Source organism: Simiduia sp. 21SJ11W-1 (assembly GCF_024138675.1).
GTDB lineage: Bacteria > Pseudomonadota > Gammaproteobacteria > Pseudomonadales > Cellvibrionaceae > Simiduia.
Window position 1 is genome coordinate 2,243,156 of sequence record NZ_CP090959.1, and the last position, 21,077, is coordinate 2,264,232.

A 21,077-nucleotide genomic window follows, 5' to 3' on the forward strand; every position below is an offset into this window, starting at 1 on the left:
AATTCATGAGTAAAATTTTTGAAAAAACGCTCTCGCCCCGGTTTTCTGAAACCGATGCGCTGGGCCATGTGAGTAATACCACCCTGCCCGTGTGGTTTGAAGATGCGCGCCAGCCGGTATTTGAGCTGTTTACCCCCTCCCTGGATGTACACAACTGGCCATTAATTCTGGCGCGTCTGGATGTGGATTTCACAGCCCAGATTTTTTATGGCAAAGAGGTGCTGATTAAAACCGGGCTATCAAGGCTGGGTAATAGCTCCCTGGAGGTGTATCAGGAGGCTTGGCAAAATAATCAGTTAGCGGCCAAAGGTCGCACCACCCTCGTACACTTTGACTACCAAACCCAAAAGGCCAAACCCATAGAGGGCGCCTTGCGCGACCAATTGGCGCAATACATTGTTGAAGCCAACTAATGTTTAAAGCACAGGGCAGCCGCGCTGCCCCGTGTTTTACCGACATCTACTTTCTGCACGTCTAGTTGCAAATCTTTACCGCTAAGTGCCTTAACAATCACTTTACGGCTCGTTTACACGGCCCGGTACAAATTGGCTATAAAGGCCATTGTTATCGTATGCAGCCACCTCAAATTCATAGCTACCAAACAAATCGCCAATGTATTTGTTGGTTTCATAACCGCCTTCCACCACCACATAGGTGTAATCGGTAGCGCCCTCTTCACGATAACGCACCTCAAAGCCACCCAGCTCCGACATATCCAAATCCTCACCATTTTCGCGTTTGGTGGGCGTATTCCAGTTAACCGTTACCGGCCCAGACACAGATACGGGGCCTGCTGGTGTGGGCTCAGGTGTTGGTTCGGGTGTTGGTTCGGGTGTGGGCTCCGGTGTTGGTTCGGGCGTGGGCTCAGGCGTAGGCTCCGGTGTGGGCTCCGGTGTGGGCTCCGGTGTGGGCTCTGGTGTTGGCTCCGGTGTTGGTTCGGGAGTGGGCGCAGGTGTTGGCTCCGGTGTTGGTTCGGGCGTGGGCGCAGGTGTTGGCGCGGGCTCAGGCACAATCACCGGGCCCGGCGTGGGCTCGGGCGTGGGAGTAGGCGCTGGTGTGGGTGACGGTGCAGGCTCTGGTGGAATCACCGGGCTGGGCGTGGGTTCAGGCGTGGGCTCCGGTGCAGGCGTGGGTGTTGGTGTGGGTGTGGGTGTTGGTGTGGGTGATGCCGATGGCGAAGCCACGGGCTGCTCAATGGCAGACTTGCCCGATTCACCACCGCCACTGCCCCCGCCGCAGGCTGTATTCATCATTGGCGATGCCAGCACCATCACCATGGCGGCCTTGCGCATTACCAGTTGCCAATTGAGGTTACGGCGCAGCTGCCAGCGGCTGACATGCCCCAGCTCTATTAGAATTTGACCCAGTGCATGGCGTTTTGGATCTGGGTTGATGCCCATTTGCACATCGCGTTCACGACGGGCGCGCTGCAGCGCTATGGCCTGCTTTAACTGGGCATGGGTAATAACGCCACGCTCTAGCAGCAAATCGCCAATACGTGCGCTCTTGGGGCCGGTAAATTGCACTTCGCCACCTCTCTAACTCTGCAATATCTAGAGTCTAGAGGGTATGGGCTAGTTTTGGTGATCAGTTGTTTATTTGAAAAAGCCATGTATAGCGCAACTGGGTATAAGCAGAAAACCGCCATCACAGATCTTGCAAAATTATGCCAGAGCGCCCGGGCGACGCGCCTTGGCATCTTCACCAAATCGGTTACACTGCGCACCCAACGAAGGTGAACCCCCAATGCTCAGCTACCGCCACGCCTACCACGCCGGCAACTTTGCCGACCTGCTCAAGCACATCACCCTTATTGCCATTGCCCAGCACCTGGGTAAAAAAGCTGGCGCCGTTCAATATATCGATACCCACGCCGGTGCGGGCTGCTACAACCTTACCGATGAAAAAGCCCTTAAAACCGGCGAATTTGCAGAGGGCATTGCCAAGCTGTGGGCGCTACCCCAGCTGCCGCCGCTATTGGCCGACTACCGGGCACAGGTGGCAACCCTAAACCCCAAGGGCAGCCTTACCCGCTACCCCGGCTCGCCCTGGTTTGCCGCTAATAACTTGCGCGAACAAGACACACTGGCCCTGTGCGAGCTGCACAACACAGACTTCCCCCTGCTAAAGGCGCAATTTAAAGGCGACAGGCGCGTACGCTGCTTTCACGCAGACGGCTACCAGCAAAGCCTGGCCATGGTGCCACCTGCCTCCAAACGGGGCCTGATAGTGATAGACCCTTCCTACGAAGTAAAAACCGAGTACCAGAAGGTAGTTAACCACCTGCAGGCGCTGTATAAGCGTTTTGCCACTGGCATCTACGCCTTGTGGTACCCGGTGGTGGATGCCGGGCGCCTGCAGCAGCTGGAGTACAACCTCAAGCAAACCGGCATCAAACGCATCCAGCTGTTTGAATTTGGCCTGCACCGCAACCACGAAATGCCCGGCATGCACGGTGCCGGCATGATTGTGATCAACCCGCCCTGGACACTAAAGCAACAACTGGGCGAGAACATTAACTGGCTGATCGAGCACGCCTATGCGGGCACCGGAGCCTATTGGCGCACTGTGGACATTGCCGGCGAATGATCCGTTTTCACTACCAGCCACCCGCAGGCGTACCTGCAACCGTTTTTGAAGATGCCGAACTTTTAGTGGTTAACAAACCCAGCGGCTTGCTTTCAAACCCGGGCATCAGTGAACAAACCCACGATTGCGCCCTCTCGCGGCTGCAGGCTGAGCACGGCGAGCTATTTCTGGTGCACCGCCTCGATTGCGACACCTCAGGCCTGTTGGTGCTGGCCAAAACCAAGGCCGCAGAGCGCTGCCTGAAAATACAATGGCAACAGCGCGAGGCCAAAAAGCGCTACCAGGCCCTGGTGTGGGGAGAGGTTGGCTGCGAGCACGGCCACATTCACACCCCCCTGGCACCCAACCCCGAACAGCGCCCGCTCTGGCGGCCAGACCCGGCGGGCAAAACTGCCCACACCGAATACCGGCGCTTAGCAGTGGCCAAAAACCAAACCCGGCTGGCGCTCTACCCGACCACCGGGCGCACCCACCAGCTGCGCGTGCACCTGCTGAGTATTGGCCACCCCATACTGGGCGATACCTTTTACGGCACGCCGGCCGTTCAAAATGCTGCACAGCGCTTGTGTTTACATGCAGACGAGCTGAGCTTTAGCCACCCCAGTGGCCACCCGCTGCAGCTTCATTGCCCGGCAGAATTCTAAAAATCAAGATACTGTTTATTTATACAGATAAATACAGTAAAGTGGCCCCACCATTCACCATGGAGATAAAAAAGACATGGCCATTGAAGTTGTGTACCGCGTATTAAAACGCAACGGCGAACAAGCAGGAGAGTATATGGATAAGAAACTGGCAGACGCACATGACCAGCGACTCGACTGCGTATACACCATCGTGGATTTGATCAGCGAAGAAGACACAGGCTTAACAGAAGCCGCCATAGAAGCCATTGCCGAGCGCTTGATTGATAACCGCCAGGACCTTATGGCCGCGCTCAAAAAAGTGAAAGACCTGCCACAATCGGAACCGGAAGCCGAGAACAATGTGGCAAGCCTAGCGCAAGTAGGCTAACGGCCCAAAGAGGCGCCCAAGGCCACTGCTATTCTACAAACCTACAGGCATGGAATTTGGGGCAGTGCTTGTGACCGTCACCCGCATGGGTTTAAGTGCCCGCCGGCAAAGCAAGGCTTCGCCGACGGGCACTTAAACGCTTTTGCAAACTAGATTTGTAAATCAGGCCTCGAAAGGTATTTACGTGGCGCCACAAACTTCGTCCCGCATTTCATGTCCAGACAACGCGTAGACTCCCTGCAATATTGGCAGCTTTAACGTCTGGCTTCCAAGGAGAATTACACTATGGGACAGCAATAACCCCCGGTGCCTCTTTTAACTTTTGTTTACCCCTTCATCCCCAAACGCCTTGATTACCTGCCACCACATGCCCAACAGCTACGGCCTATTTAACTATTGGGCCTTGCGCTACACCCATCAATTGCAACCATTAAACACACCCGAACAGTCGTGGGCGGATATCCCTGAGCACTTTACAGTGGGCTATTGCATCGCAATTTTAATGGGATATTATGCGTCACCTGCGAGCTGCTAAGCGCCAGATGTGCGCCTGTAAGCTCTGCAGGTTTGACTAAAAAAAGGACTTAACATGAAACACATTTCTCTGTTCGCACTGCTTTTAACCTTCTCTTTAAACGTACTGGCACAAGCTGAGCGCGAAGGCGTTTACGGCGGTATTGGCTTGGGCGTTATGTCTATTAACTACGGCAATGCAGACAACCCCACCAATGCCTCTTTGCAACTGGGTTACCATTTTAACGATCACTGGGCAGCTGAACTGCAATACACAGATTCACTTTCGGATGGCAAAGTGACTGTTCAAAGCGGCTATTATTCCAGCTCTGTTGATGTGTCTATTCAAACAATGGCGGCCTACGCTGTATACCGCAGCCCCGGCCAGGTTTATTTTAAGGGCCGCGCGGGCGTTTTGCAGGAGAAAGTATTGGGCGCTTCAGACAGCGGTTTATCTGTTGGATTGGGCCTAGGCTTTAAAATAGCAGACTCGGCAGCTATTGAATTAGACGCCACCCTAATCGAGCAAGATGTTAACTACTTCTCTGCCAGCCTGAACTTCGGCTTCTGATTAAAAGCCCGCGTAAGCGATAAAATAAAGCTCTCCTTGTGAGGGCTTTATTGTTGACCAAGGCTTACTGCGCTTTGCTAAACGTAAGGCTAAACCCCTTGCCATCAAGCCCGGAAACCCTTACATCCAATGCCTCTGTGCCGTTAAAGGTGTAGCTAATCTGTTTTGGAAAGTCGTGACCGGTGTTGGTAAACACCCAGCGATTAGCCTTGCACTCGGTTAGCATGAAAGCCACCGGAAGCGGATTGTGGCGCACCTTCGCCAAATAAAAAATTTCACCACCCATTGCCAAAATACGCATACTTTCCTGTTCGCCAGATTGCCCTTTTGCGTTCACGCCATACATGGCGCCTTCAAGGGTAACGGGGCTGACCCGCTGCCAGCGCTCTGCCTGCTTGCCGCCTTCTGTTTGCCAAAGCCCCATCCACACACTGAAACCACTTAAAAAATTACAGCCATCAGCGGCAAAAGCGGGCAGTGCAATGGCCAGTAAAACGCCACATAACATAGGCTTAAAAACCCGCCGAGTTAACTTGAATTCCTGTTGCATATGTCACCCCTCATGCGGCAAAGGCAGCTGCTGATTCTTTACCGACTATTCATAGGCTATTCAGTTTATGTGGCATTAAACACTTCGCCAACATATTAGCTTGCCACACGCAGCACTCTGGCTGCACGCAATTTATGGCTAACACTTTGGCTTGTAATAACAGTACACATCACGCACCACTTGCTCACCTTCGGACCTAAAATAGTCGCTTTCACGCCCATGCAAGGTAAAACCTGCCGAGCGATAGAGTGCTACTGCTTGATGATTATCGGGCGCAACAGTCAGCAGCACCTGTTTAAAATCCCGGGTAGCACTGAGCACGGCATCCACAAGCTTACGCCCTATGCCTTTACCCTGCGCTTTGGGATCAACCGCAAGCGATAGAATCCAGGCGCTGCCCTCCTCTGACGCCGCCCACAAAATATAGCCTGCCACCTTGCCCTGAAGTTTTGCCACCAACAGTTTTTCAGGCCAGCAATCGAGTACCTGACGAAAGAAAAACCCGGGGTAACCCTGCTCACCAAAGGCTAGCGCCTCCAACTTACAAAGGTGCGAAAGGTCTGAGCGGGAAATACTGGAAATTGTCACGCTAGCTATTTTACCTGAAACCATAAAACGGGCCTTCAATACACAAGCACGAGTAACGATTCATTCTGGCATAAAAAAGGCCCGCCAGGCGGGCCAATACTCTGTAGAGAGCAGTTGTAGGATTAGAGAAAGATCAGCGTGTTTGCTGATCTTGCAAAGTTGATGGCTAGCAATTTAGAAATGGTAGTTACCGGCAAGCGCAACGGTACGTGGTGCACCGTAGAAACCGGTCACGAAAGCGCCGCCGAAGTTATAACCCGCAACGCGGTATTCTTCGTTGGTCAGGTTCTTGCCCACCAGGCTTAACTGCCACTTGTCGTCGCTGCTGTAGAAGGTGGCACTCATGTCAAACAGGGTGTAGGCCTCTTGATCAAGCTGGCTTGGGGTTTCAAAAATTTGTGTATCCGCGCGGTAAGACAAGGTGGGGTTAATCACAAGCTCGGCACCGTTGGCCATTGGCCAAGTGTAGTTGAGCTGTAACATGGCTGTGGTATCCGGTGTGTTTTGCATGTCGCGCTCATCAGCCACATCAACACCGCCGGACATAAATTCGATGAACTCGGCATCGGCATAACCAAGCGTCATGTTGGCCAAAAGATTTTCGGTAATGGCAAGTGAAGCCTCAAGTTCCAGGCCCTGAATACGCGCTTCACCGGCATTTAATACCGCGCTTGAGAAGCCGCCACCGGGGTTAAAGGCCTGCACGGTAACTTGCATGTCTGTGTAGCCCGCGTAGAAAGCGGCGGCGTTTAATCGCAGACGGTTATCGAACAAATCGCTCTTTACGCCCATTTCAAAGGTGTCCACGGTTTCAGGGTCGAAACCGTCAACGGTAGAGGGCAAGGTGCTGGCATCGCCACGCATGTCAAAGCCGCCACTTTTGAAGCCTGAACTGTAGGTGGCATACACCATCAGATCGCCGTTGATTTTGTAGTCCAACCCAAGGTGCGGGGTAAAGCGGCTCCAGGTGTCGTCATTGGTGTAATCGGTGAGTGTATTTAAGTACACAGCAGGCGGCTGGCCGGGGTTGTATTTCTCGGCAAACAGCGGGCTGTAAGTACCGATGAAATTTGCCTTGAATACTTCGGCTTCTTTGGTGTCTTGGGTGTAGCGGCCGCCCAAGCTCAGGTTCCAGTCTGGCGCGAACTGCCAGTTGTAGTGGGCGTAAGCAGAGAGGCTTTTGGTATCAACGGTGCCCGCCACTTGCTGGGTAAGGTTAATGAAACCTAACACGGCATCAAAAGCGCCGGTAGCGGTGCCATCATAGTAATAAAGCCCGCTCACGAGGTTGGCGTTGTCGCCCTCCCAGTTTAGCTGGAATTCCTGGGTAAGCTGATCGTCTTCATAGAAGGCCGGCACGTCAAAATCCGGACGGTTTACACTATCAAAATCGATGGCGGTTTCGGTTTCGCCTTCGCGGTAAGCGGTAATGGATTTCACTACAACGCTGTCGCTCACTTGCCATTCTGCTGTCAGTGATGCACCGCGGGTTTCCACGCTGTTTTCATGCAGCATGTTAGATTCGGTATCGTAAATATTGCTTAAAGGTTCGGCAGCGGTCAGATCGGCATTCATCCGGTAGCCGTGTTTAGGCGAGGAGTTGTCGGTGGTTTGATCGGCCGCTACGCGAATCCATACGGTGTCTGAGGGTGAAAACTCCACGGCCAGGCGCGCACTTAATACGTCCTTGTCGTACTGATCTTTACCGGTGCGTACATTTTCGCCATAGCCATCGCGCTGAAAGCTCGCCACGGCACCGCCAATGTACACGCCATTGCCAACTTCTTTGGAGCCGGCCACTTTAATATCGCGCTGGTTGTAGCTGCCCAGTGCGCCGCTTAAGGTCATGCGATCTTCATCCATGCGCTTGGTGACATATTTCACGGCACCGCCAATGGTGTTTTTACCGTAGAGCGTACCCTGGGGGCCGCGCAGCACTTCAATGCGCTCGATATCCAGCACATCCATCACTGCACCCTGGGGGCGTGCGATGTATACGTCGTCTACGTAAATACCTACACCCGGCTCAAAGCCCCATAAAGGATCTTGCTGGCCGATGCCGCGAATAAAGGCAGTTAAGGTAGAGTTGGTACCGCGGCCCACTTGCAAGGTGGTGTTGGGCGATAATTTTTGTACATCGGTAATGTCTGTTACGCCGTTTTGCAGCAGCGCATCTTCACCTATGGCTGTCACTGCCACGGGCACCTCTTGCAAAGACTGTTCGCGTTTTTGCGCGGTGACTACCACCTCTTCCAGAGCGATATCAGCGGCTGCGGGCAATGCAACGCCGCCGGCGAGTGCAACAGCCAGCGCCAAGGGTTGGGCGTGAAATTTGTAGCTAGTCATGTGATCTACCTTATCTATTGTTATGGATCTAAATCATTGCTCAGAGACACAGGGTTAACCCGATGTTTCACCACAGTCTACTCAGACTCACCGCATTTGAATGCACGACCTTGGTATGAGGCAGCGCCATACCAAGGTCTAGTTTCACCTGCGTGACAGTTGGCCATAATGGGCGCCCACTAACAATAAAAGTCGCGTTGGATTTCTTATGCTTAGCCTGCTGGGTTTGCTGTTTGCCTTAGGTCTTTTAATTTACCTGACAATTAAAGGCATGAACCTGCTCATTGCCGCCCCTCTCACCGCCATGATTGTGGCTCTGTGTGCGGGGCTGCCGCTATTGCCGGCGGCAACGGGTGATAATTTTCTGCACGCGTATATGAATGGCTTTACCAATTTCATTGCCGCGTGGTTTTTTATGTTCTTGCTGGGCAGCCTGTTTGGCAAGCTGATGGAGGCCTCTGGCGCTGCCGATCGCATTGCCTCAGACATAGTGCAGTGGCTGGGGCTAAAGCACGCAACCGCAGCCGTTGTGCTGGCCTGCGCGCTGCTCACCTACGGCGGCGTGAGTGTGTTTGTGGTGGCGTTTTCTGCATACCCCATGGCGGTTAGCCTGTTTCGCCAGGCCAATTTACCACGCCGGTTTATCCCGGCAGTAATGGCATTCGGCTCTGTCACCTTTACTATGACCTCCGCCGGTAGCCCTGAAATCCAGAACTGGATACCCATCAAATACCTGGGCACCTCGCCCTATGCGGGCTGGGAAGTCAGCCTGGTGGTAGCGGTGGCCATGGCGGCCATGGGCTTTGTGTGGCTCAACGCCATGATGCGCAAAGCGCTAGCGCGCGGTGAGTGCTTCATTGCCCGCGCAGACGACCCTAAACTGCAAGATAAACCCCTGCCCTCACGCTTTGCCGCGGCAACACCCATTTTGGCCGTGCTGGGCGTGACTTTTTTCACCCACGAATACTTCGCGCAGTACGCGCTGATTCTGGCATTGCTGGCGGGCTGTATTGCTGCCTGGGGGTTGGCGCTGAAGAGTTTTTCAGGCCTGGATGCCATCATTACCGCAGGCACAACCGGCGCACTGCTGGCCATTGCCAACACCGCAGCCGTGGTGGGTTTTGGCTCAGTGGCCAAGGCCTCGCCGGCGTTTGCACTGGCAGTAGACAGCATCACCTCACTGCCCGGCAATGAGCTGATTGGCGCGGCCATTGCCGTAACTGTTATTGCCGCCATGACAGGCTCCGCCTCCGGCGGCCAAAGCATTGCACTGCCTGAGCTTGCGCCACATTATCTGGATGCCGGCGTAAACCCCGAAGCGCTGCACCGGGTGGTGGCCATCTCCTCAGGCGCACTGGATTCCCTGCCCCACAACGGCTATGTGGTTACCACTATTCGGGCCATCTGTGGTGAAACCCATAAGGCCGCCTACGGGCCCATGGGTGCACTTACGGTGGTGGTGCCTGTACTTGGCACAATACTGGCCCTGTTTTTGTTTATTGTTTTCTAAGGATGCCCCATGCAGTTACGCACGCTTTTATCGCTAATCACCCTGGCTGGCTGGCTGCCGGCCTGTACAGAGAGCACACCGCAAGCGGCAAGCCTGCCCGAGGAAGCGCGCAAACCGGCATTTGCCATAGACGACATCCGTATGAGGCACCTGGATGGCGCATCTGACGACCTGGCCACAGCAGGCCTGGGGCTTGCTGGCCTGCGCGGGCCCGCGCCGGGGTTTGCAGATCCCCTTGCCCCTACGCAGGCCGAGCTGCGCCGGCGCGCCTACTACGAAAACTACCGCGCACTCCTGGCCATCAACGATGCCGATGGCCTTGGGCGCTTGTACGCCAAACATTTGAACACCCCGGTACCTGGCCACGAATACCTGATGCCCGTGCGCTATAACGACCACACGGTGGCAAGCATGCTGATGGTCCAGGTGCCTTCAAGCTTCAACCCGGCCAAGCCTTGCATGGTGGTAACGGCAAGCTCGGGCTCGCGGGGAATCTATGGTGCCGTGGGCGTGGTGGGCAGCTGGGCCCTGCATCAGGGTTGTGCGGTAGCCACGACCGATAAGGGCACAGGCACGGGCTTTCACTATTTAACCGACAACCTTGCCCACGCCCTCGATGGCACGCTAGTCACCACCAATACCACCGCACCCGGCGCCCAGGCGAGCGTGCATTTCAGTGCGCAGGCGAGTAGCACATTGCGCGAATTCTCCCGCACTCACCCGCACCGGGTGGCCGTTAAACACGCACACAGCGGCAAGTTTATCGAGCGCGACTGGGGCCAGTTCACCCTGCAGGCGGCGCAGCTTGGGTTTTATGTGCTGAACACCTTTCACCCATCGGCAGACATGCCCGGTAAACACTTTACCCGTGACAACACCCTCGTATTGGGCGCAGGCATTTCCAACGGCGGCGGCGCCATCTTGAAAGCGGCCGAGCAAGATAGCGAAGGCTGGCTGGACGCCGTTGCCGTATCAGAACCCAATGTGTTTTTGCCAAAAGAGTTCAGCTATGAGAATGCAGGCGCTCAACAAGCCGCCCTGTCACTGCCAGAAATGGCAACACACATGGCGCTTTTCGGCCCCTGTGCAGCACTTGCCGAAGGCCTGCCCTCACCGCTGGCAAGCTATCAACTGCCCCTGTTCAAACAACACTTCAGCAACCGCTGTGCCCAACTCGCAGCAGACAATCTGCTGAGCACCAGCGATACACAAGCCCAAGCCCAGGAGGCACTGGCCAAGATTCAGGCACTTGGCAGCACCCACACCGCACTGCCCATGCTGGCCACTGGCGCCGCCATCAGCCTGTGGGAGGCCATTGCGGTAAATTACTTCAACAGCTACCTGGGCAAACGCGTAGAAGATAATCTTTGCAATATCAGCTATGGCGCCACCACCGCAACCGGCGAGCCTGCGCCACTGGCGCCGGCAGCCCAGGCCGCGATGTTTGGCGTTGGCAGTGGTGTAGTGCCTACCGGTGGCGTGAGCTTGATCAACAACACCTCAAAGGCTGGCGCCAAATCACTGTACTTCTCACAAAACGCACAGGGCCAATTCGATTTGGGCTACCAAAACCTCCGCTGCCTGCAGGCGATTGCACAATCACCGGAAATGGCGGCGGCCATCAACAACCTGGCCATGACCGGCGATCTGCGCGCTAAGCCCACACTCATTGTGCAAGGCGCCGGCGACAGCCTGATTCAAGTGAATCACCTTGGCCGCGCCTACGCCACGCTATCCCGGCGCGCAGGGCAGCAACAGTTGCGCTATGTGGAAATCAGCCACGGCCAACACTTCGATAGCCTGTTGAACTTCGCCCCCATGCGCGCGCACTATGTGCCCATGCACGCCTACTACGAGCAAGCGCTGGGGCTAATGCTGGCGCATCTGCAAAAGGGCAGCCCCCTGCCGCCCAGCCAGTACATTCAGGCGGCACCGGTTGCCAACTTGAGTGCGCCCCTTGCCAGTTTGCCGCCAATTGCTTTAAATGCAGAGGCTGTTGCACGCTCAAACCAATACGCACCGTTGGCAATCAGCGAAGAAGGTATTCGCCAATGAACTAACGCAAATACTCCGGCGCACAAAAGAAAATAAAAATATATGCTGAGTTACCTTGAACTACTGCTGTTGTCGCTGGGTTATTTGCTGTCGCTTTTTGCGATTGCCTGGTGGGGCGATCGCATTGCCGAAGCTACCGTCCGGAAATTCAAGCCCTACATCGTAGCCCTGGCCACTACAATTTACTGCAGCGCCTGGAGCTTCTATGGCACCACTGCACAAGCGGCCTACAACGGCTGGTATTTTCCGCCCACGTTTTTAGGGGCCATTGTGCTGTTGGTATTTCTGGCAGCGCCGCTCAAAAAATTGCTCATTGCCGCAAAAAAAGGCAACGCCACCTCACTGGCCGACTACCTTGCCATGCACTTTGGCCGCTCGCGGAGCCTGGCGGTCATTGTGACTGCCATTTGCCTTGTGTTACTCATCCCCTATATTGCGCTGCAACTGAAAGCCATCACCGAAAGCTTTCACGTACTCACCGACAACATGGTGCATTCACACTACCTGCTGGATGTGCCCGTTTTCCAGGATACCGCCTTTTACATCGCCATTATTTTGGGCGTATTTACCATTGCCTTTGGCACTCGCCACCTGGATGCCCGCGAGCATCACAACGGCTTGATGATTGCCATTGCCTTTGAAGCACTCATAAAAATTACCGCCTTTGTGGCCATCGCCTGGTTTGTAACCTACTCACTGTTTGATGGCGCAGCCGATCTCACCTTGCAGGCCATCAGCAACGAAAAAGTGCGCGCACTTATGGCCACTCACGAGGCAGACCAGGGTTTTATTGCCGCCACCGTACTGGGGCTGATTGCCATTGTGTGCCTGCCCCGGCAATTTCATGTATTGGTGGTTGAAAGTGAATCCGAGCGCGACCTGCACACGGTGCGCTGGGTAGTACCGCTGTATTTAATCCTGTTTGGGGTTTGCATTTTACCCATCGCCTACGGCGGCCTGCTGAGCTTTGAAAACCTGGACATATCGGCCGAACACTTTGTGCTGCGCCTGCCCCTTGCCAACGACCGGCCAGACCTGGCGCTGCTGGCCTATTTAGGCGGTTTGTCTGCCGGTTCGTCTATGGTGATCGTCGCCTGCGTTGCCATGGCCACCATGATCAGCAATGAACTGGTGGTGCCGGTGCTGCTGAAACAGCGCTGGTTAAGGCGCGAAGGCAATGCAGACATAAGCCAGCAACTGCGCATCATTCGGCGCGTGGTGATATTGGTGTTGATGTTATTTGCCTACGGCTACTACCATCTGTTTGCCAACAATAACGCTCTGGGCGCGATTGGCTTAACCTCTTTTGCTTTGGTGGCACAGTTTGCGCCAGCACTTTGGCTCACACTCGCGCGCCGGCCACGGCACGTTACCTCTGTGCTGGCAGGCATTGGCGCAGGCTTTTTACTGTGGAGTTATACGCTGCTGCTGCCCATGCTTGTGCGCGCAGGCTGGCTGGATACCGCGCTGCTGGAATTTGGCCCGGCAGGCCTTGGCTGGCTGCGCCCAACGGCCCTGTTTGGCCTTGAAGGGTTATCGGGTATCAGCCACGGCGTGCTCTGGAGCTTAAGCGCCAATGTGCTCACTGTGATTTTGCTTAACCGCAAGCTCGCCCAACCCGCCAGCGCATCGCAAGACACACCCGATGCCCTGCCCGTGCACCAGTTGCAGGCACTTGCCAGTAAGTTTTTAGGTGCAAAACAAGCGCGCCTTGCACTCGCCCAATACCCCGATGCCGTATTACCCCAGGCACCGGCAGATTCCGCGTACGTTGAATTTGTTGAGAACATGCTTGCCGGCGTGATCGGCTCTGTATCTGCCCGCCATGTGGTGGAACACGCACGTGGCGCAGCGCCTGCACCGCTGTTAGATGAAACCTCTGAAATCTACCACTTCTCGCGCGAGCTGCTGCAGGCCAGTATCGACAACATCAGCCAGGGCATCAGTGTGGTTGACAAAAACCTGCGCTTGGTTGCCTGGAACCGGCGCTACTTGGAGCTGTTCGATTACCCGCAAGACCTGGTGCACGTGGGCCGGCACGTGGCAGATTTAATTCGCTTCAATGCCATACATTTAAATATCACCGAGCCCAGCGAAGTTGAAAGTTTTGTGCAAAAGCGCCTGACCTACATGGGCGAAGGCAGCGCCTATGTGGTAAAACGCGCACACCAGGATGGTCGGGTACTGGAGCTGCGTGGCAGCCCCATGCCGGGCGGCGGTTTTGTAACTACCTTTACCGACATCACCGATTACCAAAACACCCTCGATGCACTGGAAGACCACCGCCTATTGCTCGAGCAACGGGTGAGCGCGCGCACCGCCGAACTGCAAAACACCAACGCACAATTAGAGCAAGCCAACGCCAGCAAAACCCGATTTTTAGCCGCTGCCGGCCACGATTTGGTGCAGCCTTTAAATGCGGCCAAGCTATTTACTAACGCGCTGCTGCAACAATTTGCACCCAACTCGCCACTTATGCCCGCCAAGCAGCTGCAAAAAACTCTGGAACACCTGAATGCCTCGCTGCACTCGGCAGACAGCATCATCAGCGAACTACTGGCTATAGCAAAGCTCGACGCCGGCGCAATTACACCTACACCAGAGGCGTTTTACATTGGCGATTTATTAAATGCCCTGCAACAAGATTTCCAGCTGCAAGCGGCGGCCAAAGGCTTGCAGCTTGATGTAAAAAGCCAGCCACTCACCACCTATACCGATTACAAACTGCTCCGGCGGGTGCTGCAAAACCTGCTTGCCAATGCCATTCGCTACACAGAGCAGGGGCGCGTATTGTTGAGCGCGAGACGCCATCAAGGCCAGCTGTGTGTGCAGGTGTGGGATACCGGCGTAGGTATAGACGCCGCCCATCAGTCGGATATTTTTGTAGAGTTCAAACGCCTGAACGATAGCCGTAAAGACGGCGGCCTGGGCCTGGGCCTTGCTACGGTTGAGAGATTGTGCAAATTACTGGGCATTGAAATTTCGCTGCGCTCGGTACCCGGGCGCGGCAGCTGTTTCGGTTTAACCTTGCCGCTCTCGAAAGCTAGCCCCAGGCGCATGGCACCCAGCCAACGGGGCCCAGCCCAAACTGCTCAATTTGAAGGTTTGCAGGTGCTGTGCCTTGATAACGAGCCGGCCATTGTTGAAGCCATGACTGCCCTGCTCACCCCTTGGGGCTGTATTGTCAAAGGTGTTCATACAGCGGATGCTGCAATACAGGCACTGGCAAGCTTCACACCAGATGTATTGCTGGCAGACTACCATCTGGCAGAGGATGTTGTTGGCGTAGAAGTGGCGCAGCAGCTTCATGAAGCACTCGGCAGATGCATTCCCACCATTATTATTTCTGCAGACTACGATGATCAGGTAAAAGCGCAAGCGCGCGCGCAAGGCTTTTACTTTTTGAAAAAGCCTGTAAAAGTGCCGGCGTTGCGCGCGCTTATCTCGCGGGTATTAAAGCAACAAGGGCAAGCCCGGCAAGCAGATTAGATCGTGATGAGAGCGGATGGCGGTTCAGGCAGCCAAGTGCTGCCAGAAAAGAAGAAGCTAACAGGATAAAGGGGGCCGCGTGTTAACTCGCAAGCTTTTGCGCAAGCAAAATGACCTCGGTGCGCTTTCTTACACCAAGTTTTCGCATAATGGCCGTTACGTGTGATTTTACCGTGGGCTCGGCTATAGACATCTCAAATGCAATTTGCTTGTTTAGCATGCCCTCGCAAATAAGTGAAAAGACGCGAAATTGGTGGGGCGTTAAGCTCGCAATGCGCTCAGCCACCTCGTCCACTTCATCTTCGTGTTTGGCATCACCTTTTTCAAACCACACATCACCGGCGAGCAATCGGCTGATGGCCAACTCAAGCTCTGCCGGCGCCAAAGACTTGGAAATAAAACCCGAAGCGCCCAATTGCTCTGCGCGCACAACCCGCTGGTAGCTGTCATCGCCAGACACAATGGCCACCGGAATTTCCGGGTAGCAACCGCGCAGGCTTGCAAGCCCTGCAAACCCCAGCGTGCCCGGCATGTGTAAATCCAATAAAATCAAATCCGGCTCAAGCCCGCCCTCAAGCTGCGCTTGCACCGCAGCCAGGTTTTCGCACTCCACACACTTGGGCGACTCAACCAATGCCGAGTGGGTAAGCGTTTGTTTGAGCGCCGTGCGAAACAGCGGATGGTCATCGGCAAGAAGCAATAGCGGCATAGTGGTTGCGTATAGTTGTTGAATGGCACAAGCCGCCATCATAACGCTCATTGCGCTGTCCAACCACCATCCACAGGCAGTGCGGTTCCCGTGAGGGTCTGACCGCTATCTGTGCATAAAAAGCGCACCAGGTCACCAATGGCCGAGGGGGCTGTCATCCGGATCATTGGCTGTTTATCTTGCACCAGTGCCCGCTGCGCGCACGCCTCGGTAATATTTTCACGGGAGGCTCTCGCCGCCACCTGCTTGGCAACTATGGCGGTATCTACCCAACCCGGGCAAATGGCGTTGCAGGTAATTCCCGCATTGGCGTTTTCCAGTGCGACCACCTTGGTTAACCCCACCAGACCATGCTTAGCTGCAACGTAGGCCGCCTTTTCTATTGAGGCCACAAGCCCGTGTACGGATGCAATGTTCACAATGCGCCCAAATCCCTGCGCCTGCATGGCGGGCAAAGCTGCCCGTATGGCAATAAAACAGGCGCTGAGGTTGATATCCAGCACCGATTGCCAACGATCAAGGGGGAAATTTTCAGTGCGGGCAGTAAACTGTACGCCGGCATTGTTTACCAGAATGTCTAAGCCGCCGAGGGCGATTTGCGCATTCTGCACCAGCTGTTCAATGGCTGTGGCATCACTCATATCACCGGGCAAAAAGTGGCAGTCAACCTTGTACTTTTCCGCCAATGATTGAGCCAGCGCCTGCCCTTCTTCGGCATCTACCAGGCCATGCACCACAAGATTGGCACCGGCCTGCGCCAGGCTTTCGGCAATGGCCAGGCCAATGCCCGAAGTACTGCCCGTTACCAGCGCGCGGCGCCCTGTGAGGCACGAAGTTTGAAGACCTTGTTGCATGTAGCCACCTATCAAGATTTTGATGGCTCAGATTACCAACAAGTAAGATTTGCGGCTGTACGACCTTGGTAGGAGGCTTTAACGGTTAGGGTAAAAAGAGCGTAAATATACCGCCACCCAGCGCGCCGCCATTGGCAAGGCTGATGCGCCCGGTGGCCGCTTTGGTTTTATGCAACCGGGCCACGGTTTGTGCAAAATACAGCCCCAGGTTGGTAGAGCCTGATTCAAAAGACACACCCGCGTTCAAATCTATAGGCTGAGACAGCATGGCTTGAGGGTAACCCTGGCCGTCGTCGGCCACTTCAATATACAGGCCCTCATCAACCCAGGCTTTTACACACAATTTGCTACGGGTATAGCGCGCGCAATTTACCAGCACATTGTGCACCACACCGCTCACCAATTCGCTGTCGAAATACCAGAGCAGGTTTTCGTCGCACGCAAGCTCCACATTCAGGTGGCGGCTGACAAACAGCATGTCATTGCGGGCCAACTGCTCATCTAGTACATCGCGCACATAATTTTCTTCCACATGCACAGGCATGGCCTGCAAATTCATGCGGTAAAGTGACAGCAGCTGTATCAGCTCACCATTAATGCGCGATGCCTCATACTGCAAGGTGGCATAACGGCTTTGCTGTACCGGCGTTTTGGGGGGCATTTCACGCATGGTTTCATCGAGCGTATTGAGCAGCATGCCGAGCGAGTTTTTCATGTCGTGCACGCTTGAGGCCAGCATGAAGGAAAAATCTGCCACAGAATCCTGTCGGTCTTTCGGGCTGTTCATAATTGCTATCCGGTTAAGATTTCAGGCCCTGCTGCTTACGTTCCATTTCAACCTGGCGCACCATCTGAAGCAGCTGGCGATAGCGCTGGAATTGCGGGTGTGTTGCCGTGAGCATGGCCTCTACAGACTTTAAACAATGCAAGGCCAAATCCATCCACTCGGGGTTTGGATCACCCGAGCGCATCTGCCCTGCCAGAGCTTGCACCAAATTAAGCTGCACGCCTGTGTGCATGGGGAACATGCGCTTGGCACGCTGAAAACACTCAATGGCAGCCAAATAGGATTTTTCTTCGTACAAGTGAATGCCTTCCTTGTTGATTTTGGCCACCTGACGGCGGTTTTCCTCGCTCACAGGCTCCTCCAGCAAGCGATCGATTTTTTGCAATGCAGCTTGGTCTTCGGCAAATGCAGCAACCAGATCTTTGAGCTTAAGCTGGGCTTTATCGGGCTGGCCTAACGCCTGCATTGCCATAACGCGATCCAGTTCTGTGTCTATATCTTGCAAGCCAAGATCATCCATTTGGGTGTTGGCTTCAAGGAAGAGTTCATTGGCGCGCTTGGCGTTGCCCTGGTGCACCTGCAGCTGGCATTCAATTAACTGCAATTGCCGGCGCCGGCCGTCGTCTTTGCCAAATTTTTTTTCAACCTTGTCAATGACGGCCACGGCATCTCGCAACATCTCGCGGCCAACGGCCTCATCTTCGGTAAACACCGCAGCCGCCGCCCGGGTAAATGCCAGGTAATTTTCTACGTTGTCGTGAATGGAGTTATCAGAAAGTTTCACCACCTTGCGATAGGTTTTAGCCGCGGCGATCTTGTCGTTATTTTCTGTGGCCACCTGCGCCAGCGTTTGCTGGCGCACCAAGGCCACCGGTGATACCTCAACGGCACGCTCTAACACAGCCTGGCGCTGGTCGTTATTGCCAAGCGCCTGATGGCAGTCGGCCAGTTCATCATAGGCTTGCAGGCACAAGGGGTGCTGTTCTACGATTTTTTCAAGCCAGCCAACGGCCGTTGCGGTATCGCCCCCGGCGCGCTTCACTTTGGCCATGCCCACTTGCGCCCAGTCCATGTCGCGCACTTCCAGCACCTGGCGATACACCTGCTCGGCCAGCTCCAGCTTGCCTGTTTGCAAATACAATTTGCCCAAGAGTTTCTGGCACAAAATGCTGTAGCGGCTGCCGTCATCTATGTGTTGCAGGCACAACACAATGGCAGCATCTATGTGATCTTCATCGATGGCACGGTAAATCGGCTTCATGGCGTTGCGCTGGTGCAACGCGCGATCAAGCCGCTGGCGCAGGGCTTTACCGTTAAGGGGTTTGGTGAGGTAGCCGTCTGGCTCGTAATCGGAGGCGGCCAGTACAATTTCGCGGCTGGATTCAGCGCTCACCAGCAAAAACAAGGTACTTTTGCGCAACAGGCTCTTGTGGCGCATTTCCTCCAGCACCTGCAAACCGTTGCGGCCGCGCCCGAGGTTGAAATCGCACAAAATGAGGTCGTAGGCGGTATCTTCGCAGAGCCTTAGCGCCTCTTGCCCGTTTACCGCTGTATCTACCCGTGCGCAGCCGAATTCCAACAGCATCCGGCTGACCGTCATGCGGAAGCTGTCGAAGTCGTCAACCACCAGCACTTTGATGGACTTATAGCTAACCAGAATCCACTCCTGTCCTTTACCCGCCCCAGTTCCTATGGCTTCAGCTTAGTTCAGATTCATTGATTGCGCGGTCGGGCGCCAGTAGAATTGGCGGTTTTTCGAGCAAGCTGGCATGACAACCCCGAAAGACGACATTTACGCCACTCCCCTACCGGAGCTTGCGCGTTTTCGCTTTGATCAAACCGTGGTGAATGTATTCCCAGACATGATCAAACGCTCTGTGCCGGGCTACACCACCATCATCAGCATGATTGGCGATCTGGCCGAACGCTACGCCCAGGCCCATTCCACCTGCTACGACCTGGGCTGCTCACTGGGGGCCGCCACCCTGGCCATGCGCCATCGTATTCGCGCCGCCCATTGCGATATTGTGGCCGTTGACAACTCCCAGGCCATGATAGAGCGCGCCCAACAGGTAATGCAGGCAGATAGCGGCGAAGTGCCGGTAACGCTGCTGTGCAACAACCTGCAAGATGTCGCCATTGAGAACGCCTCGGTGGTGGTGTTGAACTTCACCCTGCAATTTATTGCACCGGCCGAACGCGAAGCCATTCTGGCAAAAATTTACGCAGGCTTAAGGCCCGGTGGCGTGCTGATTCTGTCTGAAAAAGTGGCCTTTGAAGACGCGCCCCACCACGAGCTGATGATTGAGCTGCACCACAATTTCAAGCGCACCAATGGCTACAGCGATCTGGAAATTGCCCAAAAGCGCACAGCCCTTGAAAACGTGCTGATACCCGACACCCTAGAAGCCCACCGGCGCCGGCTAAAAGCCGCAGGCTTTGCCAGCAGCGATGTGTGGTTCCAGTGTTTTAATTTCGCCTCACTTATTGCCATAAAAGCATGAATTATTTGGATTTTTACCAGCCGCTGCTCACCGAGATGGCGGCCGATGCACGCTTTGCCCAATGGGCCGAGCGCCTGCCTGCAGACATTACAGACGGGCTTTCAGAAACTCGCTTTGGCGACTTGCCCCAGTGGCGCAACAGTTATTTAAAACTGCCCGATGTCACAGCCAGCCTGCAGGAATTTAAAGACCGCGTGCAACTGGATGCCGATATACCTGAGCGCACGCGCAATCAAATTGAACAAACCCTGCGCGAGCTTATCCCCTGGCGCAAAGGCCCCTATGAGCTGTTTGGCTTTCACCTTAACACCGAGTGGCGCTCGGATTGGAAGTGGGACAGAGTGGCACCGCACCTGGCAGACCTAACCGGCCGCAACATCCTGGATGTGGGCTGCGGGAACGGTTATCACTGCTGGCGCATGTACGGCGCCGGGGCCCGGCGAGTGATAGGCATAGACCCGTCGCCGCGCTTTGTGATGCAGTTTTACAGCCTCAAGCACTTCATAGGTAACGCACCCGTTGATGTATTGCCCATTGGCATAGAGCAGCTGCCAGAGAAGCTCGGCTGCTTTGACACCACCTTTTCAATGGGTGTGCTCTACCACCGCCGCTCGCCCATGGATCACCTGCGCGAGCTGCGCGAAACACTGCGCGCCGGCGGCCAGTTAGTGCTGGAAACACTGGTTATTGAAGGCAAGTTAGGTGAGGTGCTGGTGCCCGAGGGGCGCTACGCCAAAATGAACAACGTCTGGTTTTTACCCTCGCCAGACACCCTGCTTTCCTGGCTGAAAAAATGCGGCTTTCAAAATCCGCGCATGGTGGAAATGAACACCACAAGCCTTGAGGAACAGCGCACTACCGATTGGATGCTGTACCACTCGCTTAACGAGTTTCTAGACCCGGACGACAAAACCAAAACCGCCGAAGGCCACCCGGCCCCCATTCGCGCAACCTTTATTGCGGAAGCCCCCGGTTAGCCGTGCCCGGCCAGGGGTGCC

The 21,077-nt window shown here is 55.0% G+C and carries 18 protein-coding genes; 10 read left to right on the top strand and 8 right to left on the bottom strand.

Annotated elements, in window-relative coordinates:
• Window positions 1–5 precede the first annotated feature (5 nt).
• Window positions 6–413 (top strand): thioesterase family protein, encoded by a 408-nt coding sequence (locus tag L1F30_RS09955; RefSeq protein WP_253355833.1) that lies wholly within the window; start codon window positions 6–8, stop codon window positions 411–413.
• A gap of 102 nt (window positions 414–515) precedes the next feature.
• Here the strand turns inward: L1F30_RS09955 and L1F30_RS09960 are convergent, their stop codons facing one another.
• On the bottom strand, window positions 516–1,526 hold the full coding sequence (locus L1F30_RS09960; RefSeq protein WP_253355835.1) for a fibronectin type III domain-containing protein: 1,011 nt from the start codon (window positions 1,524–1,526) through the stop codon (window positions 516–518).
• Between the two features lie 220 nt (window positions 1,527–1,746).
• Here L1F30_RS09960 and L1F30_RS09965 point away from each other — a divergent pair, with 220 nt between their 5' ends.
• From L1F30_RS09965 to L1F30_RS09980, 4 genes are all read left to right on the top strand, one after another.
• Window positions 1,747–2,589, top strand: coding sequence for a 23S rRNA (adenine(2030)-N(6))-methyltransferase RlmJ (locus L1F30_RS09965; RefSeq protein WP_253355837.1), 843 nt, complete (start codon window positions 1,747–1,749; stop codon window positions 2,587–2,589).
• The gene (locus tag L1F30_RS09970) at window positions 2,586–3,233 is read left to right on the top strand and encodes an RluA family pseudouridine synthase (RefSeq protein ID WP_253355839.1); all 648 of its coding nucleotides are present in this window, start codon (window positions 2,586–2,588) and stop codon (window positions 3,231–3,233) included. The genes L1F30_RS09965 and L1F30_RS09970 overlap by 4 nt, the downstream gene beginning before the upstream one ends.
• Before the next feature lie 76 nt (window positions 3,234–3,309).
• On the top strand, window positions 3,310–3,603 hold the full coding sequence (locus tag L1F30_RS09975; protein WP_253355841.1) for a YebG family protein: 294 nt from the start codon (window positions 3,310–3,312) through the stop codon (window positions 3,601–3,603).
• 589 nt (window positions 3,604–4,192) lie between these two features.
• The gene (locus L1F30_RS09980; protein WP_253355843.1) at window positions 4,193–4,687 is read left to right on the top strand and encodes a porin family protein; all 495 of its coding nucleotides are present in this window, start codon (window positions 4,193–4,195) and stop codon (window positions 4,685–4,687) included.
• Between the two features lie 64 nt (window positions 4,688–4,751).
• Here L1F30_RS09980 and L1F30_RS09985 read toward each other — a convergent pair whose 3' ends face one another.
• From L1F30_RS09985 to L1F30_RS09995, 3 genes are all read right to left on the bottom strand, one after another.
• Entirely contained in the window at window positions 4,752–5,237 is a 486-nt protein-coding gene (locus tag L1F30_RS09985) for a DUF6265 family protein (RefSeq protein WP_253355845.1), read from the bottom strand.
• 138 nt (window positions 5,238–5,375) lie between these two features.
• Window positions 5,376–5,825: an N-acetyltransferase gene (locus tag L1F30_RS09990; RefSeq protein WP_253355847.1), complete on the bottom strand. Its 450-nt coding sequence runs from the start codon at window positions 5,823–5,825 to the stop codon at window positions 5,376–5,378.
• Window positions 5,826–5,999: 174 nt separating this feature from the next.
• Window positions 6,000–8,171, bottom strand: coding sequence for a TonB-dependent receptor (locus L1F30_RS09995; RefSeq protein ID WP_253355849.1), 2,172 nt, complete (start codon window positions 8,169–8,171; stop codon window positions 6,000–6,002).
• Window positions 8,172–8,379: 208 nt separating this feature from the next.
• Between L1F30_RS09995 and L1F30_RS10000 the strand changes: the two genes are divergently transcribed.
• Genes L1F30_RS10000 through L1F30_RS10010 form a run of 3 tightly spaced genes read left to right on the top strand, consistent with a single transcriptional unit; the run spans window position 8,380 to window position 15,225 of the window.
• Window positions 8,380–9,681, top strand: coding sequence for a GntP family permease (locus tag L1F30_RS10000; protein WP_253355851.1), 1,302 nt, complete (start codon window positions 8,380–8,382; stop codon window positions 9,679–9,681).
• A gap of 9 nt (window positions 9,682–9,690) precedes the next feature.
• Complete coding sequence (locus L1F30_RS10005) at window positions 9,691–11,736, top strand: D-(-)-3-hydroxybutyrate oligomer hydrolase (protein ID WP_253355853.1); 2,046 nt, start codon at window positions 9,691–9,693, stop codon at window positions 11,734–11,736.
• 42 nt (window positions 11,737–11,778) lie between these two features.
• The gene (locus L1F30_RS10010) at window positions 11,779–15,225 is read left to right on the top strand and encodes a PAS-domain containing protein (protein ID WP_253355855.1); all 3,447 of its coding nucleotides are present in this window, start codon (window positions 11,779–11,781) and stop codon (window positions 15,223–15,225) included.
• Between the two features lie 82 nt (window positions 15,226–15,307).
• Here the strand turns inward: L1F30_RS10010 and L1F30_RS10015 are convergent, their stop codons facing one another.
• The 4 genes from L1F30_RS10015 to L1F30_RS10030 form a co-directional block, all read right to left on the bottom strand.
• Window positions 15,308–15,985 (bottom strand): response regulator transcription factor, encoded by a 678-nt coding sequence (locus tag L1F30_RS10015; protein ID WP_253355857.1) that lies wholly within the window; start codon window positions 15,983–15,985, stop codon window positions 15,308–15,310.
• On the bottom strand, window positions 15,982–16,788 hold the full coding sequence (locus L1F30_RS10020; RefSeq protein ID WP_253355858.1) for a 3-hydroxybutyrate dehydrogenase: 807 nt from the start codon (window positions 16,786–16,788) through the stop codon (window positions 15,982–15,984). Before L1F30_RS10020 ends, L1F30_RS10015 begins: the two co-directional genes overlap by 4 nt.
• Window positions 16,789–16,873: 85 nt before the next feature.
• Entirely contained in the window at window positions 16,874–17,575 is a 702-nt protein-coding gene (locus tag L1F30_RS10025) for a sensor histidine kinase KdpD (protein WP_253355860.1), read from the bottom strand.
• 13 nt (window positions 17,576–17,588) lie between these two features.
• Entirely contained in the window at window positions 17,589–19,208 is a 1,620-nt protein-coding gene (locus tag L1F30_RS10030; RefSeq protein WP_253355862.1) for a tetratricopeptide repeat-containing response regulator, read from the bottom strand.
• A gap of 136 nt (window positions 19,209–19,344) precedes the next feature.
• On the opposite strand from L1F30_RS10030, the gene cmoA reads away from it, so the two are divergent.
• Window positions 19,345–20,079, top strand: coding sequence for a carboxy-S-adenosyl-L-methionine synthase CmoA (gene cmoA, locus L1F30_RS10035; RefSeq protein WP_253355864.1), 735 nt, complete (start codon window positions 19,345–19,347; stop codon window positions 20,077–20,079).
• Entirely contained in the window at window positions 20,076–21,056 is a 981-nt protein-coding gene (cmoB, locus tag L1F30_RS10040; protein ID WP_253355866.1) for a tRNA 5-methoxyuridine(34)/uridine 5-oxyacetic acid(34) synthase CmoB, read from the top strand. The genes cmoA and cmoB overlap by 4 nt, the downstream gene beginning before the upstream one ends.
• Window positions 21,057–21,077 lie beyond the last annotated feature (21 nt).

Excerpts from the sequence above, each read along its gene's own strand:
- L1F30_RS09955 (WP_253355833.1), top strand. The coding sequence starts at position 6 with ATGAGTAAAATTTTTGAAAAAACGCTCTCGCCCCGGTTTTCTGAAACC.
- L1F30_RS09965 (WP_253355837.1), top strand. The coding sequence starts at position 1,747 with ATGCTCAGCTACCGCCACGCCTACCACGCCGGCAACTTTGCCGACCTG.
- L1F30_RS09970 (WP_253355839.1), top strand. The coding sequence starts at position 2,586 with ATGATCCGTTTTCACTACCAGCCACCCGCAGGCGTACCTGCAACCGTT.
- L1F30_RS09975 (WP_253355841.1), top strand. The coding sequence starts at position 3,310 with ATGGCCATTGAAGTTGTGTACCGCGTATTAAAACGCAACGGCGAACAA.
- L1F30_RS09980 (WP_253355843.1), top strand. The coding sequence starts at position 4,193 with ATGAAACACATTTCTCTGTTCGCACTGCTTTTAACCTTCTCTTTAAAC.
- L1F30_RS09985 (WP_253355845.1), bottom strand. The coding sequence starts at position 5,237 with ATGCAACAGGAATTCAAGTTAACTCGGCGGGTTTTTAAGCCTATGTTA.
- L1F30_RS09995 (WP_253355849.1), bottom strand. The coding sequence starts at position 8,171 with ATGACTAGCTACAAATTTCACGCCCAACCCTTGGCGCTGGCTGTTGCA.
- L1F30_RS10000 (WP_253355851.1), top strand. The coding sequence starts at position 8,380 with ATGCTTAGCCTGCTGGGTTTGCTGTTTGCCTTAGGTCTTTTAATTTAC.
- L1F30_RS10005 (WP_253355853.1), top strand. The coding sequence starts at position 9,691 with ATGCAGTTACGCACGCTTTTATCGCTAATCACCCTGGCTGGCTGGCTG.
- L1F30_RS10010 (WP_253355855.1), top strand. The coding sequence starts at position 11,779 with ATGCTGAGTTACCTTGAACTACTGCTGTTGTCGCTGGGTTATTTGCTG.
- L1F30_RS10015 (WP_253355857.1), bottom strand. The coding sequence starts at position 15,985 with ATGAGCGTTATGATGGCGGCTTGTGCCATTCAACAACTATACGCAACC.
- L1F30_RS10020 (WP_253355858.1), bottom strand. The coding sequence starts at position 16,788 with ATGCAACAAGGTCTTCAAACTTCGTGCCTCACAGGGCGCCGCGCGCTG.
- L1F30_RS10025 (WP_253355860.1), bottom strand. The coding sequence starts at position 17,575 with ATGAACAGCCCGAAAGACCGACAGGATTCTGTGGCAGATTTTTCCTTC.
- cmoA (WP_253355864.1), top strand. The coding sequence starts at position 19,345 with ATGACAACCCCGAAAGACGACATTTACGCCACTCCCCTACCGGAGCTT.
- cmoB (WP_253355866.1), top strand. The coding sequence starts at position 20,076 with ATGAATTATTTGGATTTTTACCAGCCGCTGCTCACCGAGATGGCGGCC.